Below are 14,849 nucleotides of genomic sequence, written 5' to 3'. Positions count from 1 at the left end.
ATGGCTATTTCAGAAAACATAATAAATGATATCAGAGATAAGGCTGATATAGTTGAGGTGATAGACTCTTTTCTCCACCTCAAGAAGATCGGAGGGAACTTTAAGGCGCTCTGTCCTTTTCATCATGAGAAGACACCATCTTTTGTCGTCTCTCCTCAGAAGCAGATATTTCACTGTTTTGGCTGCGGAGAGGGTGGCAATGTCTTTCACTTTTTGATGAAACATCAGACCATGTCTTTTATAGAAGCTGTCAACTATGTGGCTTCTATGGTAGGTATTGATATTCCGGATCAGAAGAGAGAGGTAGACTTTAGTACATTTTTGGATTTGAATCAAAAAGTAGCCAGGTTTTATACTAAATCTCTCTTTTCATCTCTAGGAAAGAACTGTAGAGACTATATAAAGAGCCGGGGATTAGAAGAGGAGATCGTAAAACTTTTTAATCTCGGTTATGCGCCTCCGAACTGGGACTCTTTAAGTAAACAGCTTAAAGGTGAGGGCTACAATAATGAGTTCTTAATTAAGGCGGGTCTTGTAGTTAAAGCTAAGGATGACAAGGGCTTCTATGATATCTTTAGGGATAGACTGATTTTCCCTATAATAGACCACAGTAAAAAGGTGATTGGTTTTGGGGGTAGAGTGTTTTCAAAAGCTATGCCGAAATATCTGAATTCACCCCAAACTCCAGTTTATCAAAAAGGGAAGACGCTCTATGGAGTGGATGTAACATTGTCGGATATAAAAAGAGAAAAAACCGCTATTATTGTTGAAGGCTATCTGGATATGATTATGCTTTATCAGGCTGGGATAAAGAATGTAGTAGCCTCTTTAGGTACCGCATTGACCCAAGACCAGGTCAGGTTCTTGAAGAGATATAGCGATGAGGTGGTCGTTGTCTATGATGGTGATGAGTCAGGTCAGGTGGCATCTCTAAGAGGATTGGATATTGTATTTGAGTCAGGGATTAAAGCCAATGCGGTTATGCTTCCTAAAGGCTATGATCCTGACAGCTTTATTAAAGAGAAGGGAAAAGAAGAGTTTTTAAAATTATTAGCTAAGAAGAGAGGGGTATTTGATTACAAGCTAGATGTTTTAAGAAATATTTACGGTGTGGAATCTTTGGATTCCAGAATAAAAATTGTGCATGAGATGTTTGCCTCTCTTGAAAAAGTCGGAAATCACCTGATAAGAGCAGAGTATATTAAAGAGCTTTCTAATAAGATGGGCTTTGAAGAGAAGATTCTCTGGGATGAGTTTAATACTAAGTCCGGCAGAATCAAAAAAGATGTTTTTAAAGAGAAGGCTCTGCGTCAGAAGAGCTATTCCTCTGTTGAGGCTTCACTTGTTTATATTATGCTGAATAACAGCGAGGTTATTCCTGAGATTAAAGGAGCTCTAGAGCCTGAGGAGTTTATAACGGATGAGATTCAGAGCTTGGTCAAGGTAATATACGATACCTATCCAGATAGCGATAAATTGAAGCTGGCCAATCTGCTTAATGTAGTGGCAGAAGAAGAGGCGCGGATTTTGGCTGAGATTATGGCTGAAGACGTAGAGTTGTCAGAGGATGTTTTTCAAGAACATTTAAATCAATGTATTGTTAATCTTAAAATTCAGAAAATAAAGAGTTATTGCAATTTCCTGGAACAGGAGATTAAAAAAGCACAGCAAGGTTCGGACAACAAGAGGCTGGATACGTTGTTCAGGGAATTGAACGATATTAAGAAAAAAGAAATAGAAATATAGGAGGCTATTATTATGGTCGGTAAGTTTAAAGAGAAGAGCTTAGCTAAGCTTATATTGTTGGGTAAAGATAAAGGCTTCCTTACTTATGAAGAAGTTAACAGCATGATTCCTGGTGACATCATATCGTCGGATGAGATCGATGATATACTTACAATATTAGGTAATGAAAATATTAAGATAGTGGATGCGTCTAAAAAGGATAGTGAGGAAGAGGAGTCTGTTGAGTTTAATGAGCTTCCGGATCAGGATAAAGATGCAGCTCCTGCGGTTCACATTGAAGATCCGGTAAGACTTTACTTAAAACAGATGGGTCAAGTCCCGCTTCTTACACGCGAACAAGAGGTTGAGATTGCAAAAAATATAGAGGAGAAAAAAGAGATTTATAAAGAGGAGATATATAAGTGCAAGATAGCGAAGAATGTTGCCCTAGATATTACTCAGCGGGTTTTAGATGAGGGGTTGAATTTTGACGATTATATTAATGAGGATGAATCCAGCCCTCGTGAGAAAAATATAAATAAGGTTAAGAAGCTGCTTAGACGTCTTAAACTTTCTAGGAATGAAGACACTATATACCAAATTTTGAAAGAGTTTGAGTTTACGGGTAAATCTCTGGAATGGATGGAGAACTCAATCAAATTTTATGTGCGCATAATAGATAAATCTCAAAGGAAGATAAAGCAGGTTGAGAAACTTAGAAAGATTAAAAAGAGACGGGAAGAAGTATCTAATCTAAAGAGAGAGATTAAAAAAGTAGAGCTTCTTTTTGTCGAGTCTAAGGAGATGATAAAGAGGCGCCTTAACGATATCAGAAGGAAAGAAATTTATTATATTGAGGCTCAGCGTAAGCTCATAGAGGCCAACTTGAGGCTTGTTGTAAGTATTGCAAAGAAGTATACGAATAAAGGTCTCTCTTTCTTAGATCTTATCCAAGAAGGAAATATAGGGCTTATGAAGGCTGTTGAGAAGTTTGAGTATAGGAGAGGATATAAGTTCTCTACCTATGCTACTTGGTGGATTCGTCAAGCTATTACACGTGCTATAGCTGATCAGTCCCGTACTATAAGAATACCGGTTCACATGACAGAGACTATTAATAAACTTGTCAGGGTTTCAAGAAATTTTGTCCAGACTCAAGGCAGAGAACCAAACCCTGAAGAGCTCTCTAAAGAGCTAGAGTTACCGATTGATAAGGTTAAAAATATAATGAAGATAGCTCAGACTCCAATATCACTTCAGACTCCCATTGGAGATGAAGGAGATACGCATTTTGGAGATTTTATCGAGGATAAGAAGGCTATCTCTCCTGCTAATGCAACGGCATATTCAATGCTTAAGGAGCAGCTGGATGGAGTGTTAAGCTCTCTTACAGAGCGTGAAAAATCTGTCTTACAGTATAGATTTGGAGTAGGTGATGGTTGCCCTAGAACTCTGGAAGAGGTTGGTAAGATGTTTAAAGTTACTAGAGAGAGAATACGTCAGATTGAAGCTAAGGCGTTGAGAAAACTTCGCCATCCTGTAAGATCGAGAAAGCTTAGAAATTTCTTAGATCTTGTTGTGACTGAAGAGAGAACTCCTATTTAATCTGTCCAAATAGGCAGGGAATGTTTCATATAACACAGAGAGAAAGTCTCTCTGTGTATTTATTAAGCTCTGCAGTTTTTATTTTGTTCTTAGCGAAGAACTGATATCTGTTTAATTTAGAGAGATAAATAGCACGTTGTTTATATGTCAGCCTTGTTGTTCTGTATAATTAAATCATAATCGATATCCGATATGTCGTATCGCGTGCTATAGTTAGAAAGATAGCTGTTCATATGGTCTCTATTGTGAGGAAAGGTAAGCATGTATATGTGTTCTCTAGTCTGCTGATTTGCGCGGACATGAATCTTTAAACCAAATTCTACAAGGCCTAGCATTGCAATATAGCCAGAGTTTAGACCTTCTAATATAACAATATCTTCTTCTCCTGTTGATATTGCACTATGTACTGCTTCTGCTGCCTTAGAATAATCCCAGTGATCGTATAACCCTGTCAATGGGTCAAAATTAAAAGTTGATCCAAATTGTTCTGCATAAGATATATACTCTGGAGATATTGTTTCCATGGTTAAAAAATGATCCATGTGAATTGCTGTAGATTTTATCATGGATGAACTGAAGAAATTTTCTATGTCTCTGGCTAAAGTTGTTTTCCCGGAGCGGGAATCGCCATCTATAAGTATAATAAGAGGCTTATGACTATCTAAGCGGGATGCGATTAGGTTAAGCACCTCTATGAGAGCCTGTTTATTGTAAAACCGAGAATCAGTTAAATCTTCAGCTTGGACATTTAACGGATTGCGGGTTCTTCTTGTGATATTGTTTTCTTCTTGAATAATAATACAATTACAGATAAAAAAAGAATATATTGCAATAACTATATATTTTTTGAGAGTCTTTATCATAAGTCAGCCCCTATATTATAAGTATAACATGTTTAATTGGTTGCAGCAAATTCAATGAGTATTTCATTGGGGCCAATTTCATTGACTTTTTGGTCTAAATCTATATAATTTATTAAGTAATCTTTGTATTTTATGTAACAACAGGAGGCATTTATGGCTAAAATGACTATAAGGGATTTAGATCTTAAAGGGAAAAGGGTTCTTATGAGAGTCGATTTCAATGTACCCTTGACCGATGATTTAAAAGTCTCTGATGATACTCGGATAAGGGCGGCACTTCCTACGATTAACTATGCTCTTGAAAATAGCGCTAAGGTTATTCTTATGAGTCATTTAGGCCGTCCTAAGGGCAATATTATGGATAATTTAAGGCTTGATTCTGTGCGGGGTAGGCTAAGTGAATTATTAGGCCAAGAAGTAAAAAAAGTCGATAGCTGTATAGGCCAAGATGCTAAAGATGCTTCGGATGGATTAATAGAAGGAGAGGTTTTACTGCTTGAGAATGTAAGGTTTTATACAGAAGAGACTGCAAATGACCCTAAATTTGCAAAAGAACTATCTCTCTTAGGCGACCTCTTTATTAATGATGCATTTGGTTCTTCTCATAGGGCTCATGCCTCAGTTGTAGGGGTAGCCGACTACCTTCCTGCTGCAGCTGGATTACTATTAATGAAAGAGATAGAGTATTTCGAGAAGATTCTCCGAGATCCTGAGCATCCGTTCTATGCAATATTAGGAGGAGCAAAGGTATCGGATAAGATAGAAGTTATAAAGAATCTCTTGAATGTAGCTGATAAGATTTTAATAGGCGGAGGTATGGCCTACACTTTTCTTAAAGCTAGAGGCGTTGAGATTGGGTCATCTAAACTTGAGGAAGATAAGATAGAGCTTGCAAGAGAGTTAATGGCCCTAGCGGAGAACAAGGGAAAGAAAATAGTCTTGCCGCTAGACCATATTGTGGTAGAAGAGATAAAAGACGGAGCTAGAGTAGAGAAAGTTGGCTTAGAGATTCCAAAAGGTAAGATTGCAGTAGATATAGGAGAGGAGACAAGAGAGTTATTTAAAGAGGAATTAAAAGACGCTAAGATGGTTGTTTGGAATGGGCCTTTAGGAATATTTGAGATTGAAGATTTCTCCTACGGGACTAGAGAGATTGCTGAATTTTTAGCTAAAGTGGAAGCTGTTAAGGTTATAGGGGGCGGAGATACTGCAGCCTGTATTGAAAAAATGGATATGGTGGATAAATTTTCTCATATTTCAACTGGAGGCGGAGCCTCTCTTGAATATCTTGAGGGCAAGGTTCTACCTGGAATTGCGGCATTAAAGGAGAGACAAGATGGCTAGAGATTTGATTTTTGCTGGAAATTGGAAGATGAATAAAACTATTAAAGAGGCGCTTGAACTGGTTAATGGTCTCAAGCGTGAGCTCGTAGATATTGAAGAGGCTAAGATAGTGGTAGCCCCGCCTTCTACAGCTTTAAGCTGCGTGGGTGACACAATAGTCGATAGCAACATTGATTTAAGTGCTCAAAATATACATTCTGAAGTTTCCGGTGCCTACACTGGTGAGATATCAGTTTTGATGGCTAAAGATGCAGGATGTAAATATACTATTATAGGGCACTCTGAGAGAAGAAAATATTTTAAAGAGGATGATGCTCTTATTAATAAAAAGATAAAGCTGGCTCTTGAAAATAATTTAGAGGTGATATTCTGTGTCGGTGAAAGCTTAGAAGAGAGAGAAGAAGGTAGAATGGAAGAAGTTGTAAAAACCCAACTGCTGGGAGGACTTGAAGGTATATCCAAAGATGATCTGGCTAGGATAGTCGTAGCTTATGAACCTGTATGGGCTATAGGTACAGGTAAGAATGCAACGCCTCAAGAGGCTCAAGAAGTGCATGCTCTTATAAGAGAAGAGTTAGTTAAAAAGTATGATCAAGAAGCGGCAGACAGCACTTCTATTTTGTATGGGGGGAGTGTTAAGTCTGACAACATAGAAGATTTAATGAAAAAAGAAGACCTTGATGGCGTGCTTGTCGGAGGAGCAAGTTTGGAGATAGGCGATTTCTCTGAACTAGTTAAAAAAGGTTTGAGTGCAAAGCAATAATGGAGGTTAGACTATGTATACTTTTTTGATCGTAATATATGTAATTGTCTGCGCAGTGCTTGTCTCTGTAATTTTAATGCAGAGTGGAAAAGGCGGCGGGTTATCTGAAGCTCTAGGAGGAGCTTTTCAATCTGTCTTTGGGCCTAAGGCGACAACTGTATTAGTAAAAGCAACGTCTATTTTAGCGGCACTCTTTATAATCTTAAGTATAATTTTAGCAAAACTCTCTACAGAGAAGAGCAGATCTCTTATGGAGAGAGTGCCCGAGGAGAATACCACAGAACAATCTCAATGAAATTTTTAGTTCTCCTTTTGATCTTGTTTACCTCATGTGCAAATGGTGAGAAGAGCCTAGAGGTAGAGAGAGGTAATACTAGATATGGCGGCTACCTAGCTTTTGCTTCAGTATCTGATCCTAAATCGTTTAATCCTGTTTTAGCTAAAGAGACCTCTACTACTAGTATTACTGGACTCATCTTTGAAGGTTTAACTCGAGTCAATGTCTACACAAAGGAAGCTGAGCCTAATCTGGCTAAATCTTGGCAGATAAAACGAGGAGGGAAAGAGTGGGTATTCTATTTAAGAGAAGATGTTAAATGGAATGACGGCGTACCTTTTAGTGCTGACGATGTCGTCTTTACTTTTAATAGCCTTATCTATAATTCTAAAATTCCATCTAGTGCATCAGACGTTCTTAAAGTAGATGGAGAGCCTTTTAAGGTAGAAAAGATAGATGACTATAGCGTAAGATTTACTCTCTCCTCAAACTATGCTCCATTTTTAATGGCGATGGGTACTGATATTTTGCCCAAACATATCTTAGCAGATGTCGTAAAAGCAGATAAGTTTAATAGTTTTTGGACTCTTGATTCAACCCCAAGCGGAATTGTAGGTACGGGGCCTTTTAAACTCTCTAGATATATTCCGGGCCAGCTTGTTGAGTTAGTCAGAAATGAACATTATTGGAAGAAGGACAAAGATGGCAATAGTCTCTCTTATCTTAAGGGTGTTAGGTTTCTGGTAGTTCCTAACAGTGATACCGCGCTCTTAAAATTTCTTGATTCAGAGATTGATTACTACTCTTTAAGAGGTGAAGATTATGCTATCTTAAAACCAGAAGAGAAGAGTAAAGGGTTTAAGATCTATGAAGTCGGGCCTGCATTTGGATCTAGCTTCATCACTTTTAATCAAAATAACAGCATTAATCCAAAGACTCAAGAGACTTATATAGATAAGAGAAAATTAGAATGGTTTAGAGACAGAAGGTTTAGAGAGGCGGTATCTTATGCTTTGGACAGGTCTTCTATAATAGATATAGTCTTAAATGGTTTTGGTTATCCTCAATCTGGACCTCTGTCTCCATCTTCGGGTTATTTTTATAATTCTAACATAGAAGAGCATGGCTATGATTTAGATAGAGCAAAAGAGCTTTTGTCTGATATCGGTTTCTCTGATATCGACTCCGACGGTATCTTAGAGGATAAGAGCGGAGAGGATGTGAGTTTCAATCTTTTTACCAATGCAGAGAATAACGTTAGAGTAAAGATTGCTGAGCTTATAAAAGAAGATTTAATAAATGTAGGTATTAAAGTTAATTTCCTGCCGCTTGAATTTAATAATCTGGTTACCAAGTTATCCAGCAGCTATGATTGGGAGGCTATTATCTTAGGTTTTACAGGAGGTATTGAGCCTCATTTCTCATCTAATATCTGGCTCTCAAGCGGGCATCTCCATATCTGGTATCCAAAACAAGAGAGGCCAGCTACATCTTGGGAAGCCGAGATAGATAAATTATTTAAAGACGGTGTTCAGGCGTTAGGTAGAAAAAAGAGAAAGAGTATTTATGATAGCTGGCAGGAGATTGCATCAAGGGAGCTTCCTCTTATATATACAGCGATACCTGAAAGTATATTTGCAGTGAGGGACAAATTCGGTAATTTAGACCCTAATCCTTACGGAGGAGTGTTTCACAATATAGAAGAGATCTATATAATAAATAAAGAAGAGTGATGTTATGTTAATTTATATTCTTAAAAGATTTCTTATAGCACTGCCTTTAATCCTGGTTATCTCTTTGGTCGCTTTTCTCTTTATTAATCTGACCCCTGGTAATTTCTTTAACCAGATGCGGCTTAATCCTCAGATATCTGAAGAGACTATAGAAAAATACATAGAGCTTTATCAGTTGGACAAACCCGTGCTCATGCAATACTTTGCCTGGCTTAAGCGCATAATACATCTTGATTTTGGGTACTCATTTGCCTACAACATTCCTGTTGCGAAGGTTTTAGGAACGAGAGTTTTAAACACGTTGCTCCTTACGCTCTCTTCTCTCTTCTTTACCTGGTTAGTGGCTCTTCCTCTTGGGATAGTTGCTGCGGTTAAAGTAGATAGAGCCTGGGATAGGCTAATATCTTTTTTATCATACGTTTTGCTCTCTATCCCGACTTTCTTTATGGCGTTCTTGTTGCTCTACTTTGCATATCTAGCGGGGATATTACCGCTTGGAGGTATGGTCTCTGCTAATTTTACAGAGCTAAGTTTATTTTTTAAGATATTAGATTTATTTAAACACCTTATTATACCCACTCTGGTTATATCGTTAGGAGCTATTGCGTCTTTAGTAAGAATAATGCGAGGGAACCTTCTTGAAGTATTGAGATCTAACTATATTCTTGCTCTGCGGGCTCGAGGCATCAGCGAGAAGAGAGTGACCTATGTGCATGCATTGAGGAGTGCAATTAACCCTTTAATTACTATATTTGGTTATCAGATATCAGGATTATTATCCGGTGCGGCATTAACAGAGATTATCTGCAACTGGCCCGGACTTGGCTCTTTAATGCTCTCTGCTGTAAGAAGCCAAGACATCTATCTTGTTATGGGCTCAATGCTTGTCTCCTCGGTTATGCTTATAGGCGGTAATCTTATTGCAGATATCTTACTTGGATTTGCAGATCCCAGGATAAGGGTCAAATGAAAGAGTTATTTCGACATAGACGTGGATTAATTGCTGTTATAATTTTATTCTTCCTCTATCTTGGTGCTATATTCGCAGGGTTCATCTCACCCTACCATTATAGGAGCGAGAAGAGAATATTATCTTATGCTCCACCGTCTAAGATTAATTTCTTTGATTCAAAAGGAGATTTCCACTTCAGGCCTTTTATCTATAAGTATAAGATGAGTCTGGATCAGAACAGAAGGAGAGTCTATGAGGAAGATAAGAGTCGAGCATACCCCATAGAGCTCTTTATTAGAGGTGATAACTATAAACTGCTTGGGTTATTCCCTGCTGATATCCATCTATTTGGAGTAGCTGCTGAGGCTAAGTTATATCTCTTTGGCGCAGACTCAAGAGGAAGAGATCTCCTCTCCCGCATAATATATGGTGGAAGAGTATCGCTCTCAATAGGATTAATCGCTGTTGTAATCACATTCTTTATTGGCTTAATTGTCGGAGGAACGGCTGGATACTTCGGGGGTAAGATCGACAATATTTTGATGAGGCTATGTGAGATGGTGATGCTTGTTCCGGGCTTCTATCTTCTCCTTGCTCTGCGTTCATCTTTTCCTCCCGAGATAGGTACGGTTAAGATATATTTTCTTATAATAACAATACTGTCTTTTATCGGCTGGGCATCTCTTGCGCGTGTAATAAGAGGTATTGTGTTGGGATTACGCGAGAAGGAGTATATCTTAGCAGCACGCTCTGTAGGGCTCTCTAGCTTTAAGATTATTACAAAACATATTCTCCCTAATACCTCATCCTATACAATCATAGCACTTACCCTTTCTATTCCATCTTATATTTTAGGTGAATCTGCTTTAAGTCTTCTGGGTTTAGGCATTCAAGACCCAGTTCCTTCTTGGGGCAATCTTTTAAAAGATGCTATGGCGATTGTACAGATCAAACTTCATCCTTGGATATTGATACCAGGTCTATTTATATTTCTTGCAGTTGTTGCATTCAATATGCTCGGAGATGCGTTAAGGGATATCTATGATCCTAAGAGGAAAATAATCTGATGAAATCTTTAGAGATAAAAGGTTTAAATATTGATTTTAAAAAAAGAAACTCTTTTATAAGTGTAGTTCAGGGTTTAGATTTAGATATATTAGAATCTGAGATCGTTGGAATTGCAGGTGAGTCTGGGTCTGGGAAGACTGTATCCACCTTGGCTTTAGCTGACCTGCTGCCTGAGGGCAACTCTAGAATAAGCTATAAGAGTTATAAGATAAAATCTAATAATGTAGACAGAAAACAGATCCCTTATTTTAGAGGCAGGCTTATATCTTATATCTTTCAGGATCCGATACCAAGTCTTGATCCTATGTTTACAATAAGATATCAGTTAAAAGAGATATTAAAGGTAGGCTCTAGAAAAGAAGTAGATGATAAGATGATAGATAAACTGCTTCTAGATGTAGGGTTGAAAGATAGAGAGCGGGTGCTCTCATCCTACCCTCATCAACTATCTGGAGGTATGGCTCAGCGCGTAGCGATTGCATTTGCCCTCGGTTCTAACTCTAAGATATTAGTTGCGGATGAACCTACTACAGCACTTGATGCCCATATTAAAAAAGGCATTCTTGACCTACTTAAAAAAATAAGAGATCAAAGGGGCTTAAGCATCTTTTTTATCTCTCATGACTTAGAGCAGACTTTCTATATCGCAGATAGAGTCTATATATTCTACGCTGGTTCTGTTGTGGAATATGCTAAAAGCAGTGTGATAAAGGAGAAACCTCTCCATCCTTATACGCGTGCCTTGCTTGATTGCATACCCAAAAGAGGGGTAGATGAGCTTAAACAGATTAGAGGCAAGAGCCCTGACTTTGGCGATCTTCCCAAGGGCTGCCTTTTTTATCCCCGCTGTACTTTTGCTATGGATATTTGTCAAAAAAAGAGGCCGCCTTTAATTGAAGTAAAGAAAGGTCATTTCTTAAGATGTTTTAAAGAGAAGATATGAAGAAGATATTAGAGGTCAGCAATTTAAACAAGAGATTTAAGACCGGAGGCGCTTTCCTTAAAAAAAGAGGCGAAGTAGTTGCATTATCTGATGTTAGCTTTAAGCTCTACTCTAAAGAGACAGTTGGGGTAATTGGCGAATCAGGGTCTGGAAAGTCAACTCTTGCTTTTGTTTTGGCTGGTCTATATGAGCGGGATCAGGGTGAGATTCTTTTTAAAGATAATGATCTGAGCGTTCTTTATAAGAAAGATTTAAGAGTAAGAAGAGAGATTCAAATAGTCTTTCAAGATCCCTATAATACCCTTAATCCAAGATATACTGTATTTGATACATTGAGGGAGCCTCTCTTGGTGCATAATATTGTACCTAGGAAGAAGATTAGAGATGAGGTTTTAAAGACTCTTGATGTTGTCGGGCTGCGCCCGGACTATCTTTTTAAGTACCCTCATGAGCTATCAGGAGGAGAACGTCAGAGAATAGCCATTGCAAGGGCTGTAATACTTAAGCCTGAGCTTTTGATCTGTGATGAACCAACCTCTAATCTAGATCTATCTATTCAGGCTCAAATTTTAAATCTACTTCTTCAGATTAAAAGAGAAGAGAACTTAAGCATGATATTTATAACCCATGATATAAGCGTCGCTTCTTTTATATCAGATAGAATAATAGTCTTATATGAGGGTTCTATTATAGAAGAAGGAAAGAGTGCCGATATTCTTGATAATCCTCAAAAAGATTATACCAAGGCACTCCTAAAGGCCAGTGCATTATAGGGTTATAAAAATAATCCAGCTACAATATTTAAGGTAGAGTTTGAAGTGATGAATTCACCTCTTTATTGTTGTTTTTTCAATGGAAAAGGTATAAGCACTAGTTTAAATTAAGTTCTCTGTTGTCAATAATTGAAAAATATGATACAAAAGATGACTATGAAAGGTAGAGTTCATAAATTAGGCGATGATATCAATACCGATTATATTATATCCGGTCGCTATAAATTCTCTATTACAGACCCAAAAGAGCTTGCTAAGAAAGTCTTTGAAGACCTAGACCCTTCTCTTGCTTCTAAAATAAAAGAGAATGATTTTGTTGTAGCTGGTGAGAATTTCGGTTGCGGCTCATCTAGAGAGCAAGCTCCTCAAGCACTTAAGGCAGCAGGAGTCCAGGCTATTATTGCAAAGTATTATGCCAGGATATTCTATAGAAATGCTGTTAATCTTGGGCTGCTGGTTTTAGAAGCGGATACAGATCAAATTGATGATGGTGATGAGATTGAGCTTGATATGAATAATTCAAAGATAAAGATTTTCAATAAAGATAAAGAGATAGATTGTAAGAAAGTTCCTGATTTTATGCAAAAGATAATAGCAGAGGGTGGAGTCATAGAATACATAAAGAAGAAGGGAGATATTTAAGTGGTAAAGATTACTCTTATTCCAGGTGATGGTATAGGTCCAAGTGTTAGCGAGGCTATGAGAAGATGCGTTGAGGCAACTGGGGTAGATATTGAGTGGGATGTTGTAGATGCTGGAACTGATGTTATGGATAAATATGGAACGCCTCTTCCTAAACATGTCCTAGATTCAATAAGAGAGAATAAGGTTGCTATCAAGGGTCCTATAGTTACGCCGATTGGTACAGGTTTTCGTTCTGTCAATGTTCAGATAAGAAAGAGTCTTGATCTTTATGCCTGCGTTAGGCCTTGTAAATCATATCCTGGGGTAAAGTCTCGCTTTGATAATGTTGATATAGTTATTGTAAGAGAAAACACTGAAGATCTTTATTCAGGCTTAGAGTTTAATCCTGAGTTTGGAGGAGAAGAAGAGATATCAAAAATACTTAAAGAGTACTACAAATATGATCTGCCTAAGAAGTGGGGTGTAAGTTTTAAGCTCATAACTGAAGAGGGTGCAAGAAGGATTGTTGATTATGCATTCCGCTATGCAAGAGAGAACAGTAGAAAGAGGGTCACAGCAGTGCATAAAGCAAATATTTTAAAGTTTTCAGACGGACTATTTTTAGAAATATCGCGTGAAGTTGCCAAAAACTATCCTGATATAGAGTTCTGGGAATTAATAGTTGATAATACCTGTATGCAGCTTGTTATGAGGCCTCATGAGCATGATGTCTTAGTACTTCCTAATCTATATGGAGATATTATATCTGATCTCTGTGCAGGACTTGTCGGAGGCCTTGGTGTTGCACCTGGTGCAAATATAGGAGAAAATTATGCTGTATTTGAGCCTACTCATGGTTCAGCTCCAAAATATAAAGGAAAGAATAGGGTCAATCCTACTGCTACAATATTATCAGGTATGTTGATGTTAAAATATCTTGGATTTAAAGACGAAGCAAGTAAGCTTGAAAACGCAGTTGCAGAAGTCTTAAAAGAAGGTACAGCAGTGACTTATGACTTAAAGCCTACTCGTGAAGACCCAACAGCTGTCGGAACAGAAGAGATGGCAGAAGCTATTATTTCAAAGATTTAATCCCTAAAACCTATATTATCTAGTAAAATTGCACCCTGATTATTGCCGACATTATCGCCTTCTAATATTATTGCAATCTGCTGGAGTATAAAGTTAGCTCCTAAAGAAGGCACTAGACTGCTTAGGTCTATCTCTATTGTTTGCCAATCTCCAGTTATATTGTCTATCTCAATAGATGGATAGGGCCAACTTGAACCTTCAGGATGCAGCTCTATCTTAATTTTATCAGGTATGCCAACCAAGGAGTCTCCTTTTATATCAAATACGAGTGTACCTGTATTTGAAAGCTCTAAATCATCAATATTCATGTATATTCCATTAAAACCACCGGCTTGTAATTGATAATCTAATCTTATAGCTTTACCGTGGGTTATATCTTCATCAAATACTATCTGTACATCTATATCTCCGTTTGGACCGTTAACAGGTCCTATCTTAGAGATATAATCATTAGGACGGTTTCCTTCTTCAAATGCTGTTATCAAAGTATCTAGGCTTGGTATTACAACAGCATCATCTCTCTCTCCTCTTGCTAAATCAAGCAGAGCTCTTGCATTTTGATACTGGGTATCATAATAAAGAATAGTCTGGAATGCTACAATAGCCTCTTGGTAGTTATCAGCGTTGAGTAAGGTCTGTGCTTCATTGTAAAGCATAGCTAAACCATCATCTATTGCTTGATTAACATCAGCTTCCATTTGAACTAGGCCAGGGAAGTCGGCCTCTTTTCCATAAGTTGTAACTATATCTTTAAAATAGCTAAAGAGCGCTTCTCCCACCTGCCACTCATCGTTTGCTAAAGCATCAGCTATTGCATTGTGAACCGAAGAAAGCTCATCATCGATATCAGTCTCTGTAAAGAATGCCTCATTCTCTATCAAATTGGCAATCTTAGCGTACTCTGCGCTGCCTGCAAATAAACCTCTAATTCCATTGTTGAGGCTGTTTGTAATAGCTGCAAGTGTTATTCCTTGCAATAGTGATGAGTTAAGGTATATTCCAAGATCGTTTGTTGTATCTATCCCATCGATTAGGCCAAAGGATGAATTTATGCTTCCTGGATACATATCTTCGATTAACTGAAGAA

14 protein-coding genes are annotated in these 14,849 nt (G+C 37.8%); 12 read left to right on the top strand and 2 right to left on the bottom strand.

Going from position 1 to position 14,849, the window contains the following annotated elements; all coding sequences use genetic code 11:
* Together dnaG and rpoD are read left to right on the top strand one after the other, a co-directional pair.
* A complete protein-coding gene (dnaG, locus tag P9X27_00970; protein MDP8252960.1) occupies positions 1 to 1,746 on the top strand; it encodes a DNA primase in 1,746 nt (581 codons plus the stop codon).
* Positions 1,747 to 1,758: 12 nt separating this feature from the next.
* A complete protein-coding gene (rpoD, locus tag P9X27_00965) occupies positions 1,759 to 3,330 on the top strand; it encodes an RNA polymerase sigma factor RpoD (protein ID MDP8252959.1) in 1,572 nt (523 codons plus the stop codon).
* 140 nt (positions 3,331 to 3,470) lie between these two features.
* Here the strand turns inward: rpoD and P9X27_00960 are convergent, their stop codons facing one another.
* Positions 3,471 to 4,193, bottom strand: coding sequence for a hypothetical protein (locus P9X27_00960; GenBank protein MDP8252958.1), 723 nt, complete (start codon positions 4,191 to 4,193; stop codon positions 3,471 to 3,473).
* 153 nt (positions 4,194 to 4,346) lie between these two features.
* Here P9X27_00960 and P9X27_00955 point away from each other — a divergent pair, with 153 nt between their 5' ends.
* From P9X27_00955 to P9X27_00910, 10 genes are all read left to right on the top strand, one after another.
* Entirely contained in the window at positions 4,347 to 5,537 is a 1,191-nt protein-coding gene (locus tag P9X27_00955) for a phosphoglycerate kinase (GenBank protein MDP8252957.1), read from the top strand.
* Entirely contained in the window at positions 5,530 to 6,300 is a 771-nt protein-coding gene (gene tpiA / locus P9X27_00950) for a triose-phosphate isomerase (GenBank protein MDP8252956.1), read from the top strand. Before P9X27_00955 ends, tpiA begins: the two co-directional genes overlap by 8 nt.
* Positions 6,301 to 6,313: 13 nt before the next feature.
* On the top strand, positions 6,314 to 6,595 hold the full coding sequence (secG, locus tag P9X27_00945) for a preprotein translocase subunit SecG (GenBank protein ID MDP8252955.1): 282 nt from the start codon (positions 6,314 to 6,316) through the stop codon (positions 6,593 to 6,595).
* Positions 6,592 to 8,310 (top strand): ABC transporter substrate-binding protein, encoded by a 1,719-nt coding sequence (locus tag P9X27_00940; GenBank protein ID MDP8252954.1) that lies wholly within the window; start codon positions 6,592 to 6,594, stop codon positions 8,308 to 8,310. Before secG ends, P9X27_00940 begins: the two co-directional genes overlap by 4 nt.
* 4 nt (positions 8,311 to 8,314) lie before the next feature.
* On the top strand, positions 8,315 to 9,280 hold the full coding sequence (locus P9X27_00935) for an ABC transporter permease (protein MDP8252953.1): 966 nt from the start codon (positions 8,315 to 8,317) through the stop codon (positions 9,278 to 9,280).
* The gene (locus P9X27_00930) at positions 9,277 to 10,329 is read left to right on the top strand and encodes an ABC transporter permease (GenBank protein MDP8252952.1); all 1,053 of its coding nucleotides are present in this window, start codon (positions 9,277 to 9,279) and stop codon (positions 10,327 to 10,329) included. Before P9X27_00935 ends, P9X27_00930 begins: the two co-directional genes overlap by 4 nt.
* Positions 10,329 to 11,273 carry an ABC transporter ATP-binding protein gene (locus tag P9X27_00925; protein ID MDP8252951.1) on the top strand — a complete coding sequence of 315 codons (945 nt, stop codon included), beginning with the start codon at positions 10,329 to 10,331 and terminating at the stop codon, positions 11,271 to 11,273. Before P9X27_00930 ends, P9X27_00925 begins: the two co-directional genes overlap by 1 nt.
* Positions 11,270 to 12,046, top strand: a complete 777-nt coding sequence (locus P9X27_00920) for an ATP-binding cassette domain-containing protein (GenBank protein ID MDP8252950.1) — start codon at positions 11,270 to 11,272, stop codon at positions 12,044 to 12,046. The genes P9X27_00925 and P9X27_00920 overlap by 4 nt, the downstream gene beginning before the upstream one ends.
* 150 nt (positions 12,047 to 12,196) lie before the next feature.
* A complete protein-coding gene (locus P9X27_00915; protein ID MDP8252949.1) occupies positions 12,197 to 12,688 on the top strand; it encodes a 3-isopropylmalate dehydratase small subunit in 492 nt (163 codons plus the stop codon).
* Positions 12,689 to 13,762 carry an isocitrate/isopropylmalate dehydrogenase family protein gene (locus P9X27_00910; GenBank protein ID MDP8252948.1) on the top strand — a complete coding sequence of 358 codons (1,074 nt, stop codon included), beginning with the start codon at positions 12,689 to 12,691 and terminating at the stop codon, positions 13,760 to 13,762.
* Here P9X27_00910 and P9X27_00905 read toward each other — a convergent pair.
* Positions 13,759 to 14,849: hypothetical protein (locus tag P9X27_00905; protein ID MDP8252947.1), on the bottom strand; the 1,091-nt coding region annotated here is incomplete at its 5' end. The two genes, P9X27_00910 and P9X27_00905, sit on opposite strands and share 4 nt — an antisense overlap.

The sequence above is a fragment of the Candidatus Kaelpia aquatica genome, assembly GCA_030765335.1.
GTDB classification, from domain to species: domain Bacteria; phylum Omnitrophota; class Gorgyraeia; order Kaelpiales; family Kaelpiaceae; genus Kaelpia; species Kaelpia aquatica.
This window is presented reverse-complemented; position numbering and strand designations above follow the sequence as displayed.

What these genes read in the sequence shown, in the direction of transcription:
- P9X27_00960 (MDP8252958.1), bottom strand. Translation starts at nt 4,193, where the DNA reads ATGATAAAGACTCTCAAAAAATATATAGTTATTGCAATATATTCTTTT.
- P9X27_00940 (MDP8252954.1), top strand. Translation starts at nt 6,592, where the DNA reads ATGAAATTTTTAGTTCTCCTTTTGATCTTGTTTACCTCATGTGCAAAT.
- P9X27_00955 (MDP8252957.1), top strand. Translation starts at nt 4,347, where the DNA reads ATGGCTAAAATGACTATAAGGGATTTAGATCTTAAAGGGAAAAGGGTT.
- P9X27_00930 (MDP8252952.1), top strand. Translation starts at nt 9,277, where the DNA reads ATGAAAGAGTTATTTCGACATAGACGTGGATTAATTGCTGTTATAATT.
- P9X27_00915 (MDP8252949.1), top strand. Translation starts at nt 12,197, where the DNA reads ATGACTATGAAAGGTAGAGTTCATAAATTAGGCGATGATATCAATACC.
- tpiA (MDP8252956.1), top strand. Translation starts at nt 5,530, where the DNA reads ATGGCTAGAGATTTGATTTTTGCTGGAAATTGGAAGATGAATAAAACT.
- dnaG (MDP8252960.1), top strand. Translation starts at nt 1, where the DNA reads ATGGCTATTTCAGAAAACATAATAAATGATATCAGAGATAAGGCTGAT.
- P9X27_00925 (MDP8252951.1), top strand. Translation starts at nt 10,329, where the DNA reads ATGAAATCTTTAGAGATAAAAGGTTTAAATATTGATTTTAAAAAAAGA.
- secG (MDP8252955.1), top strand. Translation starts at nt 6,314, where the DNA reads ATGTATACTTTTTTGATCGTAATATATGTAATTGTCTGCGCAGTGCTT.
- P9X27_00935 (MDP8252953.1), top strand. Translation starts at nt 8,315, where the DNA reads ATGTTAATTTATATTCTTAAAAGATTTCTTATAGCACTGCCTTTAATC.
- P9X27_00920 (MDP8252950.1), top strand. Translation starts at nt 11,270, where the DNA reads ATGAAGAAGATATTAGAGGTCAGCAATTTAAACAAGAGATTTAAGACC.
- rpoD (MDP8252959.1), top strand. Translation starts at nt 1,759, where the DNA reads ATGGTCGGTAAGTTTAAAGAGAAGAGCTTAGCTAAGCTTATATTGTTG.